The organism is Mycobacterium sp. GA-2829, assembly GCF_001499965.1.
Lineage (GTDB): Bacteria > Actinomycetota > Actinomycetes > Mycobacteriales > Mycobacteriaceae > Mycobacterium.
In genome coordinates, this window is the sequence record NZ_LQIT01000028.1 from 35056 (window position 1) to 51694 (window position 16639).

Annotated in this window: 20 protein-coding genes; 13 read left to right on the forward strand and 7 right to left on the reverse strand. The window is 70.0% G+C overall.

Annotated features, from left to right (window positions below):
- The first annotated feature begins 80 nt into the window (after positions 1 to 80).
- From lmeA to AU194_RS17660, 9 genes are all read left to right on the forward strand, one after another.
- Positions 81 to 878 (forward strand): mannan chain length control protein LmeA, encoded by a 798-nt coding sequence (lmeA, locus tag AU194_RS17625; RefSeq protein ID WP_059090539.1) that lies wholly within the window; start codon positions 81 to 83, stop codon positions 876 to 878.
- A complete protein-coding gene (locus AU194_RS17630) occupies positions 875 to 1297 on the forward strand; it encodes a thioredoxin family protein (RefSeq protein WP_059090540.1) in 423 nt (140 codons plus the stop codon). Before lmeA ends, AU194_RS17630 begins: the two co-directional genes overlap by 4 nt.
- A gap of 28 nt (positions 1298 to 1325) precedes the next feature.
- Positions 1326 to 1415, forward strand: coding sequence for an Ms5788A family Cys-rich leader peptide (locus tag AU194_RS33050; protein ID WP_369804146.1), 90 nt, complete (start codon positions 1326 to 1328; stop codon positions 1413 to 1415).
- A gap of 89 nt (positions 1416 to 1504) precedes the next feature.
- Entirely contained in the window at positions 1505 to 1984 is a 480-nt protein-coding gene (locus AU194_RS17635; protein ID WP_059090541.1) for a DUF4395 domain-containing protein, read from the forward strand.
- Positions 1985 to 2012: 28 nt separating this feature from the next.
- Positions 2013 to 2846, forward strand: coding sequence for a sulfurtransferase (locus tag AU194_RS17640; RefSeq protein WP_059090542.1), 834 nt, complete (start codon positions 2013 to 2015; stop codon positions 2844 to 2846).
- Positions 2847 to 2848: 2 nt separating this feature from the next.
- On the forward strand, positions 2849 to 3151 hold the full coding sequence (locus AU194_RS17645; protein WP_059090543.1) for a DUF1416 domain-containing protein: 303 nt from the start codon (positions 2849 to 2851) through the stop codon (positions 3149 to 3151).
- 143 nt (positions 3152 to 3294) lie between these two features.
- Complete coding sequence (locus tag AU194_RS17650; protein ID WP_059090544.1) at positions 3295 to 3615, forward strand: DUF732 domain-containing protein; 321 nt, start codon at positions 3295 to 3297, stop codon at positions 3613 to 3615.
- A 141-nt stretch (positions 3616 to 3756) separates the two neighbouring features.
- The gene (locus AU194_RS17655) at positions 3757 to 4434 is read left to right on the forward strand and encodes an FABP family protein (RefSeq protein WP_059090545.1); all 678 of its coding nucleotides are present in this window, start codon (positions 3757 to 3759) and stop codon (positions 4432 to 4434) included.
- 14 nt (positions 4435 to 4448) lie between these two features.
- Positions 4449 to 4679, forward strand: coding sequence for a hypothetical protein (locus tag AU194_RS17660; protein WP_369804147.1), 231 nt, complete (start codon positions 4449 to 4451; stop codon positions 4677 to 4679).
- Positions 4680 to 4957: 278 nt separating this feature from the next.
- Here the strand turns inward: AU194_RS17660 and AU194_RS17665 are convergent, their stop codons facing one another.
- Positions 4958 to 5836 (reverse strand): aminodeoxychorismate lyase, encoded by an 879-nt coding sequence (locus AU194_RS17665; RefSeq protein WP_059090547.1) that lies wholly within the window; start codon positions 5834 to 5836, stop codon positions 4958 to 4960.
- Positions 5837 to 5868: 32 nt separating this feature from the next.
- On the opposite strand from AU194_RS17665, the gene AU194_RS17670 reads away from it, so the two are divergent.
- Both AU194_RS17670 and AU194_RS17675 read left to right on the forward strand, forming a co-directional pair.
- On the forward strand, positions 5869 to 6939 hold the full coding sequence (locus AU194_RS17670) for a folate-binding protein YgfZ (protein WP_059090548.1): 1071 nt from the start codon (positions 5869 to 5871) through the stop codon (positions 6937 to 6939).
- Between the two features lie 137 nt (positions 6940 to 7076).
- Complete coding sequence (locus AU194_RS17675) at positions 7077 to 7256, forward strand: DUF3073 domain-containing protein (protein ID WP_059090549.1); 180 nt, start codon at positions 7077 to 7079, stop codon at positions 7254 to 7256.
- Between the two features lie 15 nt (positions 7257 to 7271).
- Here AU194_RS17675 and purM read toward each other — a convergent pair whose 3' ends face one another.
- A complete protein-coding gene (purM, locus tag AU194_RS17680; protein ID WP_059090550.1) occupies positions 7272 to 8345 on the reverse strand; it encodes a phosphoribosylformylglycinamidine cyclo-ligase in 1074 nt (357 codons plus the stop codon).
- A 107-nt stretch (positions 8346 to 8452) separates the two neighbouring features.
- Between purM and AU194_RS17685 the strand changes: the two genes are divergently transcribed.
- Positions 8453 to 8887, forward strand: coding sequence for a cupin domain-containing protein (locus AU194_RS17685; protein ID WP_059090583.1), 435 nt, complete (start codon positions 8453 to 8455; stop codon positions 8885 to 8887).
- Between the two features lie 70 nt (positions 8888 to 8957).
- Positions 8958 to 9935 (forward strand): NAD(P)H-binding protein, encoded by a 978-nt coding sequence (locus AU194_RS17690; protein ID WP_059090551.1) that lies wholly within the window; start codon positions 8958 to 8960, stop codon positions 9933 to 9935.
- A gap of 3 nt (positions 9936 to 9938) precedes the next feature.
- Here AU194_RS17690 and purF read toward each other — a convergent pair whose 3' ends face one another.
- The 5 genes from purF to purL all read right to left on the reverse strand — a co-directional run bounded on the left by purF (position 9939) and on the right by purL (position 16620).
- Positions 9939 to 11474: an amidophosphoribosyltransferase gene (gene purF, locus AU194_RS17695; protein ID WP_059090552.1), complete on the reverse strand. Its 1536-nt coding sequence runs from the start codon at positions 11472 to 11474 to the stop codon at positions 9939 to 9941.
- 101 nt (positions 11475 to 11575) lie between these two features.
- The gene (locus AU194_RS17700) at positions 11576 to 11968 is read right to left on the reverse strand and encodes a sterol carrier family protein (protein ID WP_059090553.1); all 393 of its coding nucleotides are present in this window, start codon (positions 11966 to 11968) and stop codon (positions 11576 to 11578) included.
- Positions 11969 to 11972: 4 nt separating this feature from the next.
- Entirely contained in the window at positions 11973 to 12572 is a 600-nt protein-coding gene (locus AU194_RS17705) for a CPBP family intramembrane glutamic endopeptidase (RefSeq protein WP_082698698.1), read from the reverse strand.
- Positions 12573 to 12595: 23 nt separating this feature from the next.
- Entirely contained in the window at positions 12596 to 14353 is a 1758-nt protein-coding gene (locus AU194_RS17710; RefSeq protein WP_059090554.1) for an alpha/beta-hydrolase family protein, read from the reverse strand.
- Positions 14350 to 16620 (reverse strand): phosphoribosylformylglycinamidine synthase subunit PurL, encoded by a 2271-nt coding sequence (purL, locus tag AU194_RS17715; RefSeq protein WP_197417652.1) that lies wholly within the window; start codon positions 16618 to 16620, stop codon positions 14350 to 14352. The genes AU194_RS17710 and purL overlap by 4 nt, the downstream gene beginning before the upstream one ends.
- Positions 16621 to 16639: the final 19 nt, after the last annotated feature.

A 16639-nucleotide genomic window follows, 5' to 3' on the forward strand; every position in this document is an offset into this window, starting at 1 on the left:
GTCAAGTAACGATAGCGCGCCACCGGCAAATCAGCCGCGCCAAGTCCGAATGGGAGAACACGGTGAGCCAGAATGTGGCGATGCGCAAGGTGCTGATCGGGCTCGTCGCAACGTTGACCGCGGTGGTCGTCGGGGCGGTCGGAGCCGATTTCGGCGCCGCCATCTACGCCGAATACCGCTGGTCCCGGGCCGTGCGGGAGGTCGCGCACCTACAGTTCGACCCCTGGGTCGGCATCATCGGGTTCCCCTTCGCGACCCAGGCGATGGACCATCACTACGGCGAGATGGAAATCCGCGCCAGTGGCGTTGATCACCCCGTGGTGGGAAAGGTCTCCCTGGAGGCGACGCTGCACGACATCGACCTGAGCGAGACGTCCTGGCTGGTCCGGCCGGATGCGGCGATGTCCGTCGGCAAGGTGGAGAGCCGCATCATCATCGATTCCACGCACATGGGCCGGTTCATCGGGATCCCCGACCTGCTCGTGGAGGCGCCGACCGGGGAGACCAACGACGCGACGGGCGGCACCACCGAGTCCGGGATCTCCAGCAACAAGGGTGTGGTGTTCACCGGCACGCCGCGGTCGGCGGGTTTCGACGAGCGGGTGTCAGTCGCGGTCGACCTGTCGGTGACCGGGCCAGAGGACACGACGCTGGTGCTGACCGCCACCGACGTGCTCACCGGTGCGGGCACCGCCGAACAGGCGGTACCCGACGACAAGACCGCCGCGGTGCTCGACGCGTTCAGCACGACGGTGCCGGGGCAGAAGCTGCCCTTCGCGATCACCCCGACGGCCCAGGGCGCCCGCGGTTCGGATGTCATCATCGAGGGCATCGCCGAGAACATGACCATCGCACTCGACGGGTTCCGCCAGTCATGAGCTCGTCGTGGCTCGTGGTGATCGTGGTGCTGATCGCGGTGTTCGGCATCGCGTTCGTGGTGGGCCGCCTGGTCACCCTGCGCGCGGGCCTGCTCAAGGCCGAGGCCGCCGCGGCCGACATCGACACCTCCGGGCTCGGGTTGTCCGACACCGGACCGACCGTGCTGCACTTCAGCGCGGACTGGTGCGGACCGTGTGACGCGGTGCGCCGGGTGGTCGACCAGGTGTGCCGGGACCTGCCCCGGGTGTCCCACGTCGAGATCGACATCGACGCCAATCCGGAAGCGGCCAGGCGCCTTTCGGTGCTGTCCCTGCCGACGACGATCGTCTTCGACGCCGACGGCAGGCCGCGCTATCGCACGTCGGGTGTGCCCAAGGCCGCTGACCTGCGCGCGGTTGTCGAACCGCTGTTGGCTTGATCACCCGGTCATTGGGTAAGCTGGCCGCGTGTTCGCCCGCCTCGAGCTGATGCTCACCAAGCGCCGCGCAGTCGATCTGTGCCGCGTTGCGGGTTGTTGCTGTTGTTGTTGTCGCTGAGCGCTCACGCGCGGCCGCGCCGCGCACGCTCGAGCTAGCGGCTCTGGCATGTCCACAACCAGACATCAACGCAACAGGAGTACGACCACATGTCCACCGTGTCCAAGGCGACCGAGACCGTGTCGGCCCCCCGGGTCGACGTCCGCGGTCCCCGGTTCACCGCCTGGGTGACCACCGCGGTGCTCGTGGTGACGCTGCTGGTCTCGGCCGTCAGCGCCGCCGCGGCGGCCGTGGTGCTGGGACTGCAGACCGTGGTGTTCGCCGTCGGCGCCACGGCCGGCCCGCAGCGACACCCCTACGGGGTCGCGTTCCGCCGCCTGATCGCGCCCCGGCTCGGCCCGGTGACCGACCGCGAACCGGTGCCACCGCTGAAGTTCGCGCAGCTCGTCGGCTTCGTCTTCGCCGCCGCAGGCACCGTCGGCTTCGCCGCGGGCTGGCCGGCGGTCGGTGTCGTCTTCACCGCGTTCGCACTGTTCGCGGCGTTTCTCAACGCGGCCTTCGGCATCTGCCTGGGCTGCCAGCTCTACCCGCTCGCAGCCCGGTTCCGCCGGGTTCCCACCCCTGCATGACTTCGCAGTAGCAACGAAAGGATCATCGATGGCTCGCTCCGACGTCCTGGTCACCACCGACTGGGCCGAGAGCAATCTCAACGCGCCGAACACCGTGTTCGTCGAGGTGGACGAGGACACCTCGGCCTACGACACCGGACACATCGAGGGCGCGGTCAAGCTCGACTGGAAGTCCGATCTGCAGGATCCGGTGCGTCGCGACTTCGTCGACGCCCAGCAGTTCTCGAAGCTGCTGAGCGACCGCGGGATCGCCAACGACGACACCGTGATCCTCTACGGCGGCAACAACAACTGGTTCGCCGCCTACGCGTACTGGTACTTCAAGCTGTACGGCCACGAGAACGTCAAGCTGCTCGACGGCGGCCGCAAGAAGTGGGAGCTCGACGGCCGTCCGCTGTCCAGCGATCCGGTGAGCCGTCCGGCGACCAGCTACACCGCCAAGCAGCCCGACACCAGCATCCGGGCCTTCCGCGACGAGGTGATCGCCGCGATCGGGCAGAAGAACCTGGTCGACGTGCGCTCCCCCGACGAGTTCTCCGGCAAGATCCTCGCGCCGGCGCACCTGCCGCAGGAGCAGAGCCAGCGTGCCGGCCACATCCCCACGGCCATCAACGTGCCGTGGAGCAAGGCCGCCAACGAGGACGGCACCTTCAAGTCCGACGAGGATCTCGCGAAGATCTACGCGGAGGCCGGCCTGGACGGCGACAAGGAGACCATCGCCTACTGCCGCATCGGTGAGCGGTCCTCGCACACCTGGTTCGTCCTGCAGGAACTGCTGGGACACAAGAACGTCAAGAACTACGACGGTAGTTGGACGGAATACGGCTCCCTGGTGGGTGCCCCGATCGAGTTGGGAAGTTAGATATGTGCGCTCCTCCTAAGCAAGGCCTGGCACTGCCCGCCAGCGTCGACCTGGAGAAGGAAACCGTGATCACCGGTCGTGTGGTGGACGGCTCGGGTCAGGCCGTCGGTGGCGCGTTCGTGCGCCTGCTCGACGCCTCCGACGAGTTCACCGCCGAGGTCGTCGCATCGGCAACCGGTGACTTCCGGTTCTTCGCCGCGCCGGGCACCTGGACGCTGCGTGCGCTGTCGAAGATCGGCAACGGCGATGCCACGGTCGCGCCGTCGGGCGCGGGCATCCACGAGGTCGACGTCAAGGTCGCCTGACCGACCCTTCCTCGGCACGCCGGGGCGTCCGCGCCCCGGCGTGCCGCTGATTCCTGCGAATCTGCTGCGAAGTGCCCCGCGATCGGTCACGATGTGGTCAGTCCTGCGTTGACGCAGGTGTCAATTGGTCGAACGGGGCCGCTATGAAGATGACGCTCTCGTGCGCGGCCGCGTCGGTACTCGGTGCCGTCGCGCTGGCGACCGCCCCAGCAGCCACGGCCGCACCCGAGGACGCGTTCCTCGACGCGATCGCCGCCGAGGGCATCGAATGGGAACCGGCGGACACTCCCGCCGTCATCGACACCGGCCACGCCGTGTGCACCGACTGGGTCAACGGCGCCACCTTCGGGCAGGAACTGAACGATCTGCTCAGCGTCACCGACTGGACCCCGGAGCAGGCCGGTGTCTTTGTGGGCGCCGCGACGGGCGCCTTCTGTCCGCAGTTCATGGACAAGCTCGGCTGAACCCACCGGACGCGAAGCGCCAGGATCGGGTGGTTAAACTGACCGTGTGGTCCTGTTCTACGAAATCCTGTTGGTGGTGTGCACCTTGGTGATCACGTGGTTCGCGCTGTACGCGCTGTACCGCCTCATCACCGACGAGTCGTGACCTCGCCGCAGGAACCTGACGACGCCCCCGCCGGCTCCATCTTCTCGACGTCCGGCGACCGTGCCGTAGCCGACGCCGCGGAGCGGGCCAAGATCACCGCCGCGCGCAACATCCCGGCGTTCGACGATCTTCCGCTGCCCGCCGACACCGCGAACCTGCGCGAGGGCGCCGGTTTCAACGATGCGCTGCTCGCGCTGCTCCCTCTGGTCGGGGTGTGGCGCGGTGAGGGTGAGGGCCGAGACTCCCACGGCGACTACCGGTTCGGTCAGCAGATCGTCGTCTCCCACGACGGCGGCGACTACCTGAACTGGGAGGCGCGGTCCTGGCGGCTGACCGAATCCGGCGACTACGAGCGCGTCGGGCTGCGCGAGACGGGTTTCTGGCGGTTCGTGACCGATCCCGCTGACCCGTCCGAATCGCAGGCGATCGAACTCCTGCTGGCGCATTCGGCCGGCTACGTGGAGCTGTTCTACGGCCGTCCGCTCAACCAGTCGTCCTGGGAGCTGGTGACCGATGCGTTGGCGCGCAGCAAGTCCGGCACGCTCGTCGGTGGCGCGAAGCGGCTCTACGGGATCGTCGAGGGCGGCGATCTGGCCTACGTCGAGGAGCGGGTGGACGCCGACGGCGGGTTGGTCCCGCATCTGTCGGCCCGGTTGACGAGGTTCGCCGGCTAGTGCGGTGGCGGTACGTGACGGTGGCACTGGCCGCCGCGGGTGTACTGGCGGCGTGCGGTTCCGGGGACTCGTCGGACGGCGATACCCCGAGCACGGGCGATCACGGGTCCTATGCGGACTGCCTCAACCAGCACGGCGTACCGGCCGCGCCGGGTCCCAACACCGGTCCGCCCGCGGGCGTCGACCGCACCGCGTGGGAGGACGCGCTGGATGCCTGCGCGTCGCTCGCACCCGGCCCGGGCTGAGCGCACCCGGCGGCGAAAGTGCGTCAACTGCTTCAGAAATGGGGCAGCCCCCGAGCCGTTGGTTCCTGGTTGGACGGACCGAGGGGCTCGGGGGCCGGGTGACTGCGGGGAATTCGCCAGCGCACACAGGTCGGTGCAATACGACTCCCCCGGTGCTGCTAGCGGGCAGCCACCTCACATGTCCATAAGTCACTCAATTTGTCGGACCACCTCCTTCCCTGTGTACGAGCGACCGTACCCGCGGATCCTCGCACCGACAAGGGAATTTCACTTCGCCCTCAGCGATCGCTCACGATGGCCGCGTCGACGAGGGCGGCCATCTCCGCCGCGAGCGTCGTCGGCTGCAGCACCGCACCGTCGAGGGTGTGCACCCGTGCCGCGAGCGTGATACTCGACACCAGCCAAACACCTTGTGCGGCAATCAGATCCGCGACCGTCAACGCGCGGTAGTCGCAGTCGTAACCCTTGTCGCGCGCCACCTCGAACAGCGCCTGCTGGGTGGTGCCGCGCAGGATCGGATACCACGGCGGCGGGGTCAGCAGCCCCAGTCCCCCGCCCTCCATCTCCGTGGCGATCACCACAGTCGAGCGCGGACCCTCCAGGATGTGGCCGTCGCTGCTGACGAAGATCACGTCCCCGGCGCCGTGCTTCTCGGCGTGCCGCAGCGCCGCCATGTTCACCGCGTACGACAGGGTCTTGGCGCCCGCCAGCAGCCACGGCAGATCGGCCGCGTCCGTCGGCAGGCCACGCGCCAGCGTCAGCGCCGCGACCCCGTCGCGGCGGGCGGCCGCCACCCGCGCGGGCAGCGCACCGATCGAGACGTAGGCCGTCGGCGGTCCGCCGCCCTCCCGGCCTCGACTGCACACCAACCGCAGCACACCTTCGCCGCCGCCGTCGGCCGTCCACCGGCGCACCGCGGTGTCGACCGCCGAACGCCAGTGATCGCCCTCGGGTTCGGGGAGTTCCATCATCCGTGCCGACTGCGCCAGCCGCCCGAGGTGCGCCTCCAGCAGGCACGGTCTGCCGTCGCGGATCAGCAGCGTCTCGAAGATGCCGTCCCCGCGCACGGCGGCCAGATCGTCGGCGTGCAACAGGGGTGTCTGTGCGTCGTGGATTGCACCGTCGAGGGTGACGATCACACCGGGTCCGCTCGCCATGGGCCACCAGCGTAGACCCGTAGAGTTGACCTATGTCAGCAGTTCCCGTGCCCGAAGGTCCGGACGCCGGGGCGGTGTGGCACTACGGCGATCCGCTCGGCGAGCAGCGCGCGGCGACCGACGGCGCCGTGCTCGTCGACCGCTCCCACCGTGCGACGCTCACGCTCACCGGCGCCGAACGCCTCTCCTGGCTGCACAGCCTCACCACCCAGCACGTCAGCGCCCAGCCCGACGGCACCGCCGTCCAGAACCTGAGCCTCGACGGCCAGGGCCGCGTCGAGGACCACTGGTGGCAGACCGAACTCGACGGCGTGCTCCACCTCGACACCGAACCGTGGCGCGGCGAACCGTTACTGACCTACCTCCGCAAGATGGTCTTCTGGGCCGATGTGACCGTCGAACCCGCCGACCTGGCGGTGCTCTCCCTGCTAGGTCCCGCGCTGGCCGACACGCCGGTTCTCGACGCGCTGGGATTGGGTTCGCTACCGGCTGAAGCGTCCGCGGTCGCGCTCCGCGGCGGCGGTTTCGTGCGCCGGCTGCCCGCCGCGGGTGTGGAGCTCGATCTGGTGGTGCCGCGCGACCAGGTGGCCGACTGGCAGGCCCGCCTCACCGCCGCGGGTGTGCGGCCCGCGGGGCTGTGGGCCTACGACGCACACCGGGTCGCGACCCTGCAGGCCCGTCTCGGCGTGGACACCGACGAGCGGACGATCCCGCACGAGGTCGGCTGGATCGGCGCCGCGGTCCACCTCGACAAGGGCTGCTACCGCGGGCAGGAGACCGTCGCTCGCGTCCACAACCTGGGAAAACCACCCCGCATGCTGGTCCGGCTGCAGCTGGACGGGACCACCGACCGGCCTGCGACGGGTGATCCGGTGCTCGCGGGCGGTCGCACCGTCGGCCGGCTCGGCACCGTCGTCGACCACATCGACGACGGCCCGGTGGCGCTCGCACTCGTCAAGCGGGGACTGCCCGCCGACACCCCGCTGACCACCGGCGGAGCCGTCGAGGCGACCGCCGTCATCGACGCCGACTCACTGCCGTCGACCGATCACGTCGGCGCCGGACGGCTCGCGGTGGAGCGCCTGCGGGGCGGCGCGCGGTGAGTCTTGTCACCGGGGGCGAGGGCCTGCCAGCACAGGACGGGCGGGCACGCTAAAGTGTGGACAGGACAATAACGACATCGGAGAATCGGAGCCGCCTGTTCTAAAGGCCGCTCCGTTATTGCGCGAGGGGGTCCCCCATGGGCCGCGGCCGGGCGAAGGCGAAGCAGACGAAGGTCGCACGCGACCTCAAGTACAGCTCGCCACAAACTGACTTCGAACGGCTACAGCGCGAGCTGTCGGGCGGGTCCGACGACATCGACCACGGCGACAGCCTCGCCGACGATCCGTGGGCACCCGAGGACGACTGGCGCCGCTAGTTCCGCACTGCTCGATCAGAACCGCGGGTGCTGACCCACCAGCAGTGCCCGCGGCTCATCCTTGCCGGCCTTCTTCACTGTGCCGAGCGTCCAGCAGTCGATGTGGCGGGCGGTCAGAATGGCCAGTGCGCGGTCGGTGTCCTCCGGCGCGACGACGGCCACCATGCCGATGCCCATGTTGAACGTCTTCTCCATCTCGACGCGTTCGATGCGCCCGCGCTGGGCGATCATCTGGAACACCGGAGCGGGCGTCCAGGTGCCGCGGTCGAGTTCGGCCATCAGGCCGTTGGGCACGACGCGTTCGAGGTTGCCCGCGAGTCCGCCGCCGGTGACGTGGCAGAACGTCCGCACCTGGGTCTCGGCGGCCAGCGCGAGGCAGTCCTTGGCGTAGATCCGGGTGGGTTCGAGCAGTTCCTCACCGAGGGTGCGGCCGAACTCCTCGACGTGGCCGGCGAGGTTCATCCGGTCGATCTCGAGCAGCACCTTGCGGGCCAGTGAGTAGCCGTTGGAGTGCAGCCCCGAGGACCCCATCGCGATGATCACGTCGCCGGGGCGGACCCGATCGGGGCCCAGCACGTCGTCGGCCTCGACGATGCCGATACCGGTCGCCGAGATGTCGTAGTGGTCGGGCTCCATCAGCCCGGGGTGTTCGGCGGTCTCCCCGCCCAGCAACGCGCAGCCGGCGATGACGCAGCCCTCCGCGATGCCGCCGACCAGCTGGCTGACCCGTTCGGGCACGGTCCGGCCCACGGCGATGTAGTCCTGGAGGAACAGCGGTTCGGCGCCGCAGACCACCAGGTCGTCGACGACCATGGCGACCAGGTCGAGCCCGACCGTGTCGTGCTTGTCCATCGCCTGGGCGACGGCCAGCTTGGTGCCGACCCCGTCGGTCGAGGAGGCCAGTACGGGTTCGCGGTAGCCGCCGCGAAGGGCGAACAGCCCGGCGAAGCCGCCGAGCCCCCCGCGAACCTCGGGTCGGGTGGCTTTCGCGGCCAGCGGTTTGAACAGTTCGACGGCGCGATCACCGGCCTCGATGTCCACACCGGCCGATGCGTAGGAAATGCCGTGTTGTTCGGCGCGCTCGGTCATCGACTGAAAGGCTACCGCCCGCGCCTGCGCGACGTTAAACGCCTCCGGGATCGCTGCCTGCGCGTTTCGGCGTACCCGCGGCGCACGGTGTGGAAGCGTGGGCGCCCATGAACCCACAACACCTCGTTCTGGCGGCCGCGGTAGGCGTCCTCCCGGTCTTGGCGACGTTCGCGGCCCCCGCGGCGGCCACCCCGCCCCGCGACACCGAGGGCACCGTGCTGTGGGAGATGACCGACGGGGGCAACGACTACGTGTTCCGCGAGATCACGATCGCCCCGGGCGGCAGCACCGGCTGGCACTCGCACACGGGCCAGTTGCTGGCCACGGTCAAGGAGGGTGTGCTGCTGCACAACCGGGCGGACTGTTCGGTCGACGGCTTCTACGTTGCAAGTCAGGACATCGCCGAGAAGGGTGGCCCGGGCTACGTGCACATCGGCCGCAACGTCGGACCGACGCCACTCGTGCTTCAGGTCCTCTACATCAACCCCGCCGGTTCCGCGCTGGCCGACGACGCACCGGATCCCGGCTGCGGGTTTGCCTGACCCGTTCCGCGGTCATCCGTGCGGCTACCGGCTCCGAATCACGTGAGACGGAAACGAACGGAGATCTGGCGTGGCTGACAACATCCGGTGCTTGGTGACGGGCGCGACGGGCTACATCGGCGGGCAACTGGTGCCCGCGCTGCTCGACCGCGGACTTCAGGTCCGTGCGATGGCCCGCACGCCCGGCAAGCTGGACAGCGCACCGTGGCGTGACCGCGCCGACGTCGCGAAGGGCGATCTGACCGACCCGGACTCGCTGGTGCAGGCCTTCGACGGGATGGACGTCGTCTACTACCTGGTGCACTCCATGGGCACCTCGAAGAACTTCGTCGCCGAGGAGGCCGAATCCGCGCGCAACGTGGTGGCGGCCGCGAAGAAGGCTGGAGTCCGGCGGATCGTGTACCTGAGCGGGCTGCACCCCGAGGGTGTGGAGCTCTCGCGCCACCTGGCATCCCGCACCGAGGTCGGCGACATCCTCATCGACTCCGGCGTCGAGACCGTGGTGCTGCAGGCCGGCATCGTGATCGGGTCCGGGTCGGCGTCGTTCGAGATGATCCGCCACCTGACCGACCGACTGCCGGTGATGACCGCGCCGAAGTGGGTGCACAACAAGATCCAGCCGATCTCCATCGACGACGCGCTGTACTACCTCGTGGAGGCGGCCACCGCGGCGGTGCCCGAGTCGCGCACCTGGGACATCGGCGGCCCGGACGTCCTCGAGTACGGCGATGCGATGCAGGTCTACGCCGACGTCGCCGGGCTGAGCCGGCGCCGGTTCGTGGTCTTGCCGTGGCTGACGCCCACGCTCGCGAGCCGCTGGGTGGGTCTGGTGACCCCGATCCCGTCGGGATTGGCGCGGCCGCTGGTCGAATCGCTGGAGTGCGATGCGGTGATGCACGAACACGACATCGACGAGGTGATCCCGCAGCCGCCGGGCGGGCTGACCGAGTATCGCGACGCGGTGGCGCAGGCGCTCGAGCAGAACGGCACCGTCGCGACGGGCGGACGGCGACACCTGGTGCGGTTCAGTCCCGCGGTCGCGTCTTAGGGCTCAGGGCCTACGCAACGCAGAGGCGTTGTCGTTCTCGATCTTCTCCAGGGGGATCCCGCTGCGGGCGGCCGTCGCGAGCATGTGCTCGATGACGTTCTTGCCCAACGCCGACTCCCCGGGCAGCTCGATCGGGTAGTTGCCGTCGAAGCACGCCGAGCACAGCCGAGACGCCGGCTGTTCGGTCGCGGCGATCATGCCCTGCTGCGAGATGTAGCCGAGCGTGTCGGCGCCGATCGCGCGGCGGACGGCCTCGAGCATCTGGTCCTCGTCTTCGGCGCCGTTGGCGATCAGCTCGGCCGGAGTGGCGAAGTCGATCCCGTAGAAGCAGGGCCAGCGCACCGGCGGCGAGGCGATGCGGACGTGCACCTCGAGCGCTCCGGCTTCGCGGAGCATCCGGATCAGCGCCCGCTGGGTGTTGCCGCGCACGATGGAGTCGTCGACGACGATCAGCCGCTTCCCGCGAATCACTTCTTTGAGCGGGTTGAGCTTGAGCCGGATGCCGAGCTGACGGATCGTCTGCGACGGCTGGATGAACGTCCGGCCGACGTAGGCGTTCTTCATCAGGCCCTGGCCGTACGGGATCCCGGAGCCCTGCGCGTAGCCGACGGCGGCGGGCGTCCCGGATTCCGGCACGCCGATCACCAGGTCAGCCTCGACGGGCATCTCGCTGGCGAGCCTGCGGCCGATGTCGACGCGGGTGGCGTGCACCGAGCGGCCGGCCAGCGTGCTGTCAGGCCGCGCGAGGTACACGTACTCGAAGACACAGGCCTTGGGGGTGGGGTTGGCGAACCGGCTGGACCGTACACCGTCGGCGTCGATGGCCAGCAGTTCACCGGGTTCGATGTCGCGGACGAACGAGGCACCGACGATGTCGAGGGCGGCGGTCTCCGAGGCCACCACCCAGCCGCGGTCGAGGCGGCCGAGTGACAGCGGGCGCACGCCGTACGGGTCACGCGCGGCGTAGAGCGTGTTCTCGTCCATGAAGGTCAGGCAGAACGCGCCGCGCACGGTCGGCAGCAGTTCCAGCGCCGCCTGCTCGAGCGTCGCGTCGGCTGCGCCGTGGGCCAGCAGCGCCCCGAGGATGTCGGAGTCGGTGGTCGCCGCGCCGGGGGTGCGGTTGTTGATCAGGCCGGCATCCCGGGCGCGGGCGGCGAGTTCGGTGGTGTTGACGAGGTTGCCGTTGTGGCCGACCGCGACGCCGGTGCCCGCGCTGGTGTTGCGGAAGACCGGCTGGGCGTTCTCCCACGTCGTGGATCCGGTCGTCGAGTAGCGGCAGTGGCCGATCGCGACGTGTCCGTGCATCGCGGCCAGCGTCGGCTCGTCGAAGACCTGGCTGACCAGTCCCAGATCCTTGAACACCAGCACCTGCGAACCGTCGGCGACGGCGATACCCGCTGCCTCCTGGCCGCGGTGCTGCAGTGCGTACAGGCCGTAGTACGTGAGTTTGGCCACATCCTCACCGGGGGCCCAGACGCCGAAGACGCCGCATTCCTCACGAGGGTCGTTCTCGGGCTGGAGTTCGTCGTGGCCGCTCACGATATGGCTGCTCCCAAGGGACTGTGGGTGACGTGACCGAGTCTACGGGCCATATACCCACTTATGGCAATCGGCGACGTGTCGTCCACCACGTCTTTTCGCTAACCGGCCAAGGTGACCAGGGGCAGCCAGTTGGCCACATCGGGCGCGCGGGATCCCGACAGCTGCACCGCGTGCGCGGCGACCGCGTCGTCGAACGACAGCAGCCCCGCGGCGACCAGCAGCCAGGTGCGGGGGTCGGTCTCAACGACGTTGGGCGGGTTGCCCCGGGTGTGGGTGGGCCCGGCGATGCACTGCACGGCGACGAACGGCGGCACCCGCACCTCGACGCTGGCGCCGGGCGCGAGCGCCGCGATGGTCCTGGCGGTCAGCCGCACGGCCTCGGCGATCTCGGTCCGCGCCGGCGCGGGCACGGTGTCGTCGCGCAGCCACGCGGCGACGGCGGTGACCGCGGCCCGGGTCTCGGCGGGGTCGGCGGGGCGGCGGGGCGGCATGTCTTCAGTATCGACCGCACCGGGCCGCCAGCACGGCCAGCGCCCCCGCCTCGTTGAGCGCCAGATGCACCAGCATCGGGGCGGCCACGCTGCCCGACCGCTCGGCCAGCCAGGCGAACACCCATCCGGCCGCGCCGGTACTCAGCACGGTGGCGGCGATCGGCTCCCCCGTCGCACGGGCGTCGGAAACGTGCGACAGCCCGAACGCGGCCGCCTGCAGCAACCGGCCCCCGGTCGGGCCGAACGCCTCGGCGGCGAGGTGCGCCAGCGCGCCGCGGTAGAGCAGTTCCTCGCTCCACACCGTGCCCAGCGGGATCCGCACCAGCAGCCACCGCGCCGGGGTGTCGGGCAGCTCGCGCCGGGTCATCCCGGCCCGCACCCGAGGCACCGCGCTCACCGCGAGGACGCCGGCGGCGGCGGCCGCCGCGGCGAGCCCCCCGGCGCGCAGCCCGCCCCGCAGGGCCCGCGGTCGCAGTCCCAGCGGTGCGCGGGTGAGTCCGGCGGCGGTCGCTCCGACGACCCCGGGGACGACGGTGGCCCACCGCTCCGGGAGGCGCTGGCGCACCGGACCCGACAGCGCGACGACCGCGGCGGCCGCCGTCACGGCACCGAAAGCCTTGAGCCGCTTCAGTATTCGGGACCTCCCCCGTCGCGCAGCGCGGTCCGGATCCGCTCGGTGTCGTCCGGGGTCCACCCGGGTGGCGGTGCGACGGCCGCCCAACCGTCGAGCACCGATTCGCCGTAGTTGTGCCCGTGCCCGCCCGGCACGCTCGACGCGTTCGTCATATCCGCGCTCACCTGCCAGAACGTGATGATCGGGTACCAGCGCATGGACGCGGTGCGGTCCAGTCCCGGCGGTTCGCGCAGCCAGTCGGGCCGCGCGGTGACGAGGTCGGGGGTCCACCACACGATCGGGTCCGAGGCGTGCTGCAGGAACAGCACCCGGGTGCCGCGCCACGGGGCCGCGGTGTCGCGGGCGATCTCGGCGGGATCGGCGGCCTGGGAGAACCGGACGGTGCGGCCGCCGTCGTACCGGGGTTCGACTTCCGGGGTGCCGGGATCGCGGCGTTGGGTGACCGCGTTCCACAGCGGGCTGGCGTTCGGGGGTCCGACCCACAGCACACCCGAGAACCCCTTGTCGGAGATGTCGGGCAGCCAGGTGAAGGCGGCCTGCCCGGCCATCGAACCCAGGCTCTCACCGTAGAGGACCAGTTTCGGACGCCGATCGGAAGGCTTTTGCGCCCAACGCCTTTGAACGGCGTCGACGAGGATGCGCCCGGATTCCATGGACCGCTGCTGGTCGCCGAGGAACGAGATCCAGCTGGGCAGATACGAGTACTGCATGGCCACCATCGCGGTGTCGCCGTCGTACATCAGCTCGACGGCGCGGGCGGCGACGGGGTTGACCCACCCGGTGCCGGTGGTGGGGACGATGACGAGCAGTTCCCGGTCGAACGCCCCCGTGCGCTCGAGTTCGCTGAGCAGCACCGCGATTCGCTGTTCGTCGGTGTCCGCGGTCTGCAGCCCCGCGTACACGCGGATCGGCTCACGGGCGGGCCTGCCGTTGACCCGCTCGATCTCGGCGGCGTCGGGTCCGCTGCCGACGAAGTTGCGGCCCTGGAAGCCGAGGGTGTCCCACGCGGCGAACGATGCCGGGCTGCCGGACCGTTCGGGGACGGCCGGCTGGCTGATCCCCTCTCGGGTGGTGGTGTTCTGCGGCTGGAACACACGGCTGGCGCCTGCCAGGAAACCCTGCAACAGAACACCGTTGATCAACGTGACGAGCAGCGCGACCACGACGGCGGTGCCGATGAGCAACGCCATCTCGTCGCTGAGCCGCCACCGCCGGATCAGCCAGCGCGCAAGCACTTTGATGGTGTCGAGGACGACGCGGCTGAACGCGACGCACACCGCACCGACCACGGCGGCGACGACCAGCACCCGCAGGTAGCTCAGCGTCGCCGGTCCGGGCAGCCCCATCTCCGCCGACACCTGACGCTGCCACGCCGCAGCGGGGACGAGCATGGCCACGCTGGCCGTGATCGACCCGACGACGATGACGGTCTTGAGGGCGTAGAGCCGCCTGCGGGTCGGCGGCCACCAGCTGCGCCGCCGTAACACGAAGCGGGTCAACAACTTCGCCACGAAGACGCCGATGCCGTAGCCGATGGCGCCGTTGAGTCCGCCGATGAGGCCCTGGAACAGCCAGTCCCGCGGAAGCAGCGACGGGGTCAGGGACAGGCAGAAGAACAGGGCGCCGAAGGCGACGCCGGTGAAGTCCAGCCGGACCAGATCCCATGCCCACGCGAGCAGGGGGTGGCGCCGCGGGCGTTCGGGAGTGTCGGTGACCGCGCCACCGATGATGTCGTCGGTCTCCGCCCTCACCCGAACAATCCGGGCAGGACGCCCTCGCTGGTGGTGCGCAGCTCCGCCAGCGGCACCGAGAAGTGGCCCTGCACCTCGACCGCGTCGCTGCCCGGATCCACCACGCCGATGCGGGTGGCGGGTAGGCCGCGCGCCTCACACATCGACCGGAAGCGGCTCTCCTCGGTGCGCGGCACCGCGACGAGGACCCGGCCCGCAGATTCGCTGAAGAGCGTGACGAACGGGTCCACATTGTCCGGAACCAGGATGCGGCAACCGGTTTCACCGGCCAGCGCGGCCTCGACGACCGCCTGGATCAGTCCGCCCTCGCTGAGATCGTGTGCGGCCGAGACCAGTCCGTCGCGCGAGGCGGCGGTGAGCACGTCGGCGAGCAGCTTCTCCCGCTCGAGGTCGACCCGGGGCGGCACACCGCCGAGGTGACCCGCGGTGACCTGCGCCCAGATGGAGCCGTCGAACTCGTCGCGGGTGTCGCCGAGCAGGATCAGCGTCTCACCGGGTTCGGTGCCGAATCCGGTCGGGATGCGGCGTTTGACGTCGTCGAGGACGCCGAGCACACCGACGACCGGGGTGGGCAGGATCGCGGTGCTGCCGGTCTGGTTGTAGAAGCTGACGTTGCCGCCGGTGACCGGGATGCCCAGGGCGGCGCAGCCGTCGGCCAGCCCGCGGACGGCCTGGCTGAACTGCCACATCACGCCCGGATCCTCCGGCGAACCGAAGTTGAGGCAGTTGGTGACCGCGACGGGGGTGGCGCCGGTGACCGCGACGTTGCGGTACGCCTCCGCGAGTGCGAGCTGGGCGCCGGTGTAAGGGTCGAGCTGGGTGTAGCGGCCCGATGCGTCGGTCGAGACCGCGATACCGCGTCCGGTGGTCTCGTCGATGCGCAGGACGCCGCCGTCGGCGTGTTCGGCCAGCACGGTGTTGCCGCGCACGTAGCGGTCGTACTGCTCGGTGATGTAACCGCGGCTGCACAGGTGCGGGCTACCGATCAGCGCGAGCAGCGTGGCGCGCAGTTCGTCACCGGTGGCAGGTCGGGGCAGGTCGGCGGAGGTGTCGGCGTTGAGCGCGTCCTGGGTGTCGGGCCGGGCGACGGGGCGCTCGTACACCGGGCCCTCGTGGGCGACGGTGCGCGGCGGTACATCGACGACGGTCTCGCCGTGCCAGGTGATCTGCAGCCGGTCGCCGTCGGTGACCTCGCCGATCACGGTGGCCAGCACATCCCACTTGCGGCACACCGCGAGGAAGGCGTCCACGTTGTCCGGGGTGACCACCGCGCACATACGTTCCTGCGATTCGCTCGACAGGATCTCCGCGGGCGTCATGTTGGCCGCGCGAAGCGGCACCTGATCCAGTTCGACGTGCATACCGCCGTCACCGGCGGATGCGAGTTCGGATGTGGCACAGGACAACCCGGCACCACCCAGGTCCTGGATACCGACCACCAGGCCCGCAGCGTAGAGCTCGAGGCAGCACTCGATCAGCACCTTCTCCATGAACGGATCGCCGACCTGCACGCTGGGCAGCTTCTTGCGGCCCGTGCCGGACTCGTCGCCCGAGAACGTGTCGGAGGCCAGCACGCTGACGCCGCCGATGCCGTCGAGCCCGGTGCGCGCGCCGAACAGGATGATCTTGTTGCCCGCGCCGGAGGCGAAGGCCAGATGCAGATCCTCCTTGCGCATCGCGCCGACGCACAGTGCGTTGACGAGCGGGTTGCCCGCGTAGGAGGCGTCGAAGACCGTCTCACCGCCGATGTTGGGCAGGCCCAGCGAGTTGCCGTAGCCGCCGACCCCGCGCACCACCCCGTCGAGCACCCGTTTGGTGTCGGCGGCGTCGGCGGCGCCGAAGCGCAGCTGGTCCATCACGGCGACCGGGCGTGCGCCCATGGCCATGATGTCGCGGACGATGCCGCCGACGCCGGTGGCCGCGCCCTGGTACGGCTCGACGTAGGAGGGGTGGTTGTGGGATTCGACCTTGAAGGTCACCGCCCAGCCGTCGCCGATGTCGACCACGCCGGCGTTCTCACCGATGCCGGCGAGCATCCCGGCCCGCATCTCGTCGGTGGTGGTCTCGCCGAAGTACCGCAGATGCACCTTCGACGACTTGTACGAGCAGTGCTCGCTCCACATCACCGAGTACATCGCCAGTTCGGCGTCGGTGGGCCTGCGGCCGAGGATGCCGCGGATGCGCTCGTACTCGTCGTCCTTGAGGCCCAGCTCGCGGAACGGTTGGGGTTGGTCGGGGGTCGCTGCGGCACGCTCGACGGTGTCCAGCGTGGGGGCAAGCTCCTGC

Bases quoted from the DNA above. Each gene is read 5' to 3' on its own strand.
- lmeA (WP_059090539.1), top strand. From the start codon at position 81: ATGCGCAAGGTGCTGATCGGGCTCGTCGCAACGTTGACCGCGGTGGTC.
- AU194_RS17630 (WP_059090540.1), top strand. From the start codon at position 875: ATGAGCTCGTCGTGGCTCGTGGTGATCGTGGTGCTGATCGCGGTGTTC.
- AU194_RS17635 (WP_059090541.1), top strand. From the start codon at position 1,505: ATGTCCACCGTGTCCAAGGCGACCGAGACCGTGTCGGCCCCCCGGGTC.
- AU194_RS17640 (WP_059090542.1), top strand. From the start codon at position 2,013: ATGGCTCGCTCCGACGTCCTGGTCACCACCGACTGGGCCGAGAGCAAT.
- AU194_RS17645 (WP_059090543.1), top strand. From the start codon at position 2,849: ATGTGCGCTCCTCCTAAGCAAGGCCTGGCACTGCCCGCCAGCGTCGAC.
- AU194_RS17650 (WP_059090544.1), top strand. From the start codon at position 3,295: ATGAAGATGACGCTCTCGTGCGCGGCCGCGTCGGTACTCGGTGCCGTC.
- AU194_RS17665 (WP_059090547.1), bottom strand. From the start codon at position 5,836: ATGGCGAGCGGACCCGGTGTGATCGTCACCCTCGACGGTGCAATCCAC.
- AU194_RS17670 (WP_059090548.1), top strand. From the start codon at position 5,869: ATGTCAGCAGTTCCCGTGCCCGAAGGTCCGGACGCCGGGGCGGTGTGG.
- AU194_RS17675 (WP_059090549.1), top strand. From the start codon at position 7,077: ATGGGCCGCGGCCGGGCGAAGGCGAAGCAGACGAAGGTCGCACGCGAC.
- purM (WP_059090550.1), bottom strand. From the start codon at position 8,345: ATGACCGAGCGCGCCGAACAACACGGCATTTCCTACGCATCGGCCGGT.
- AU194_RS17685 (WP_059090583.1), top strand. From the start codon at position 8,453: ATGAACCCACAACACCTCGTTCTGGCGGCCGCGGTAGGCGTCCTCCCG.
- AU194_RS17700 (WP_059090553.1), bottom strand. From the start codon at position 11,968: ATGCCGCCCCGCCGCCCCGCCGACCCCGCCGAGACCCGGGCCGCGGTC.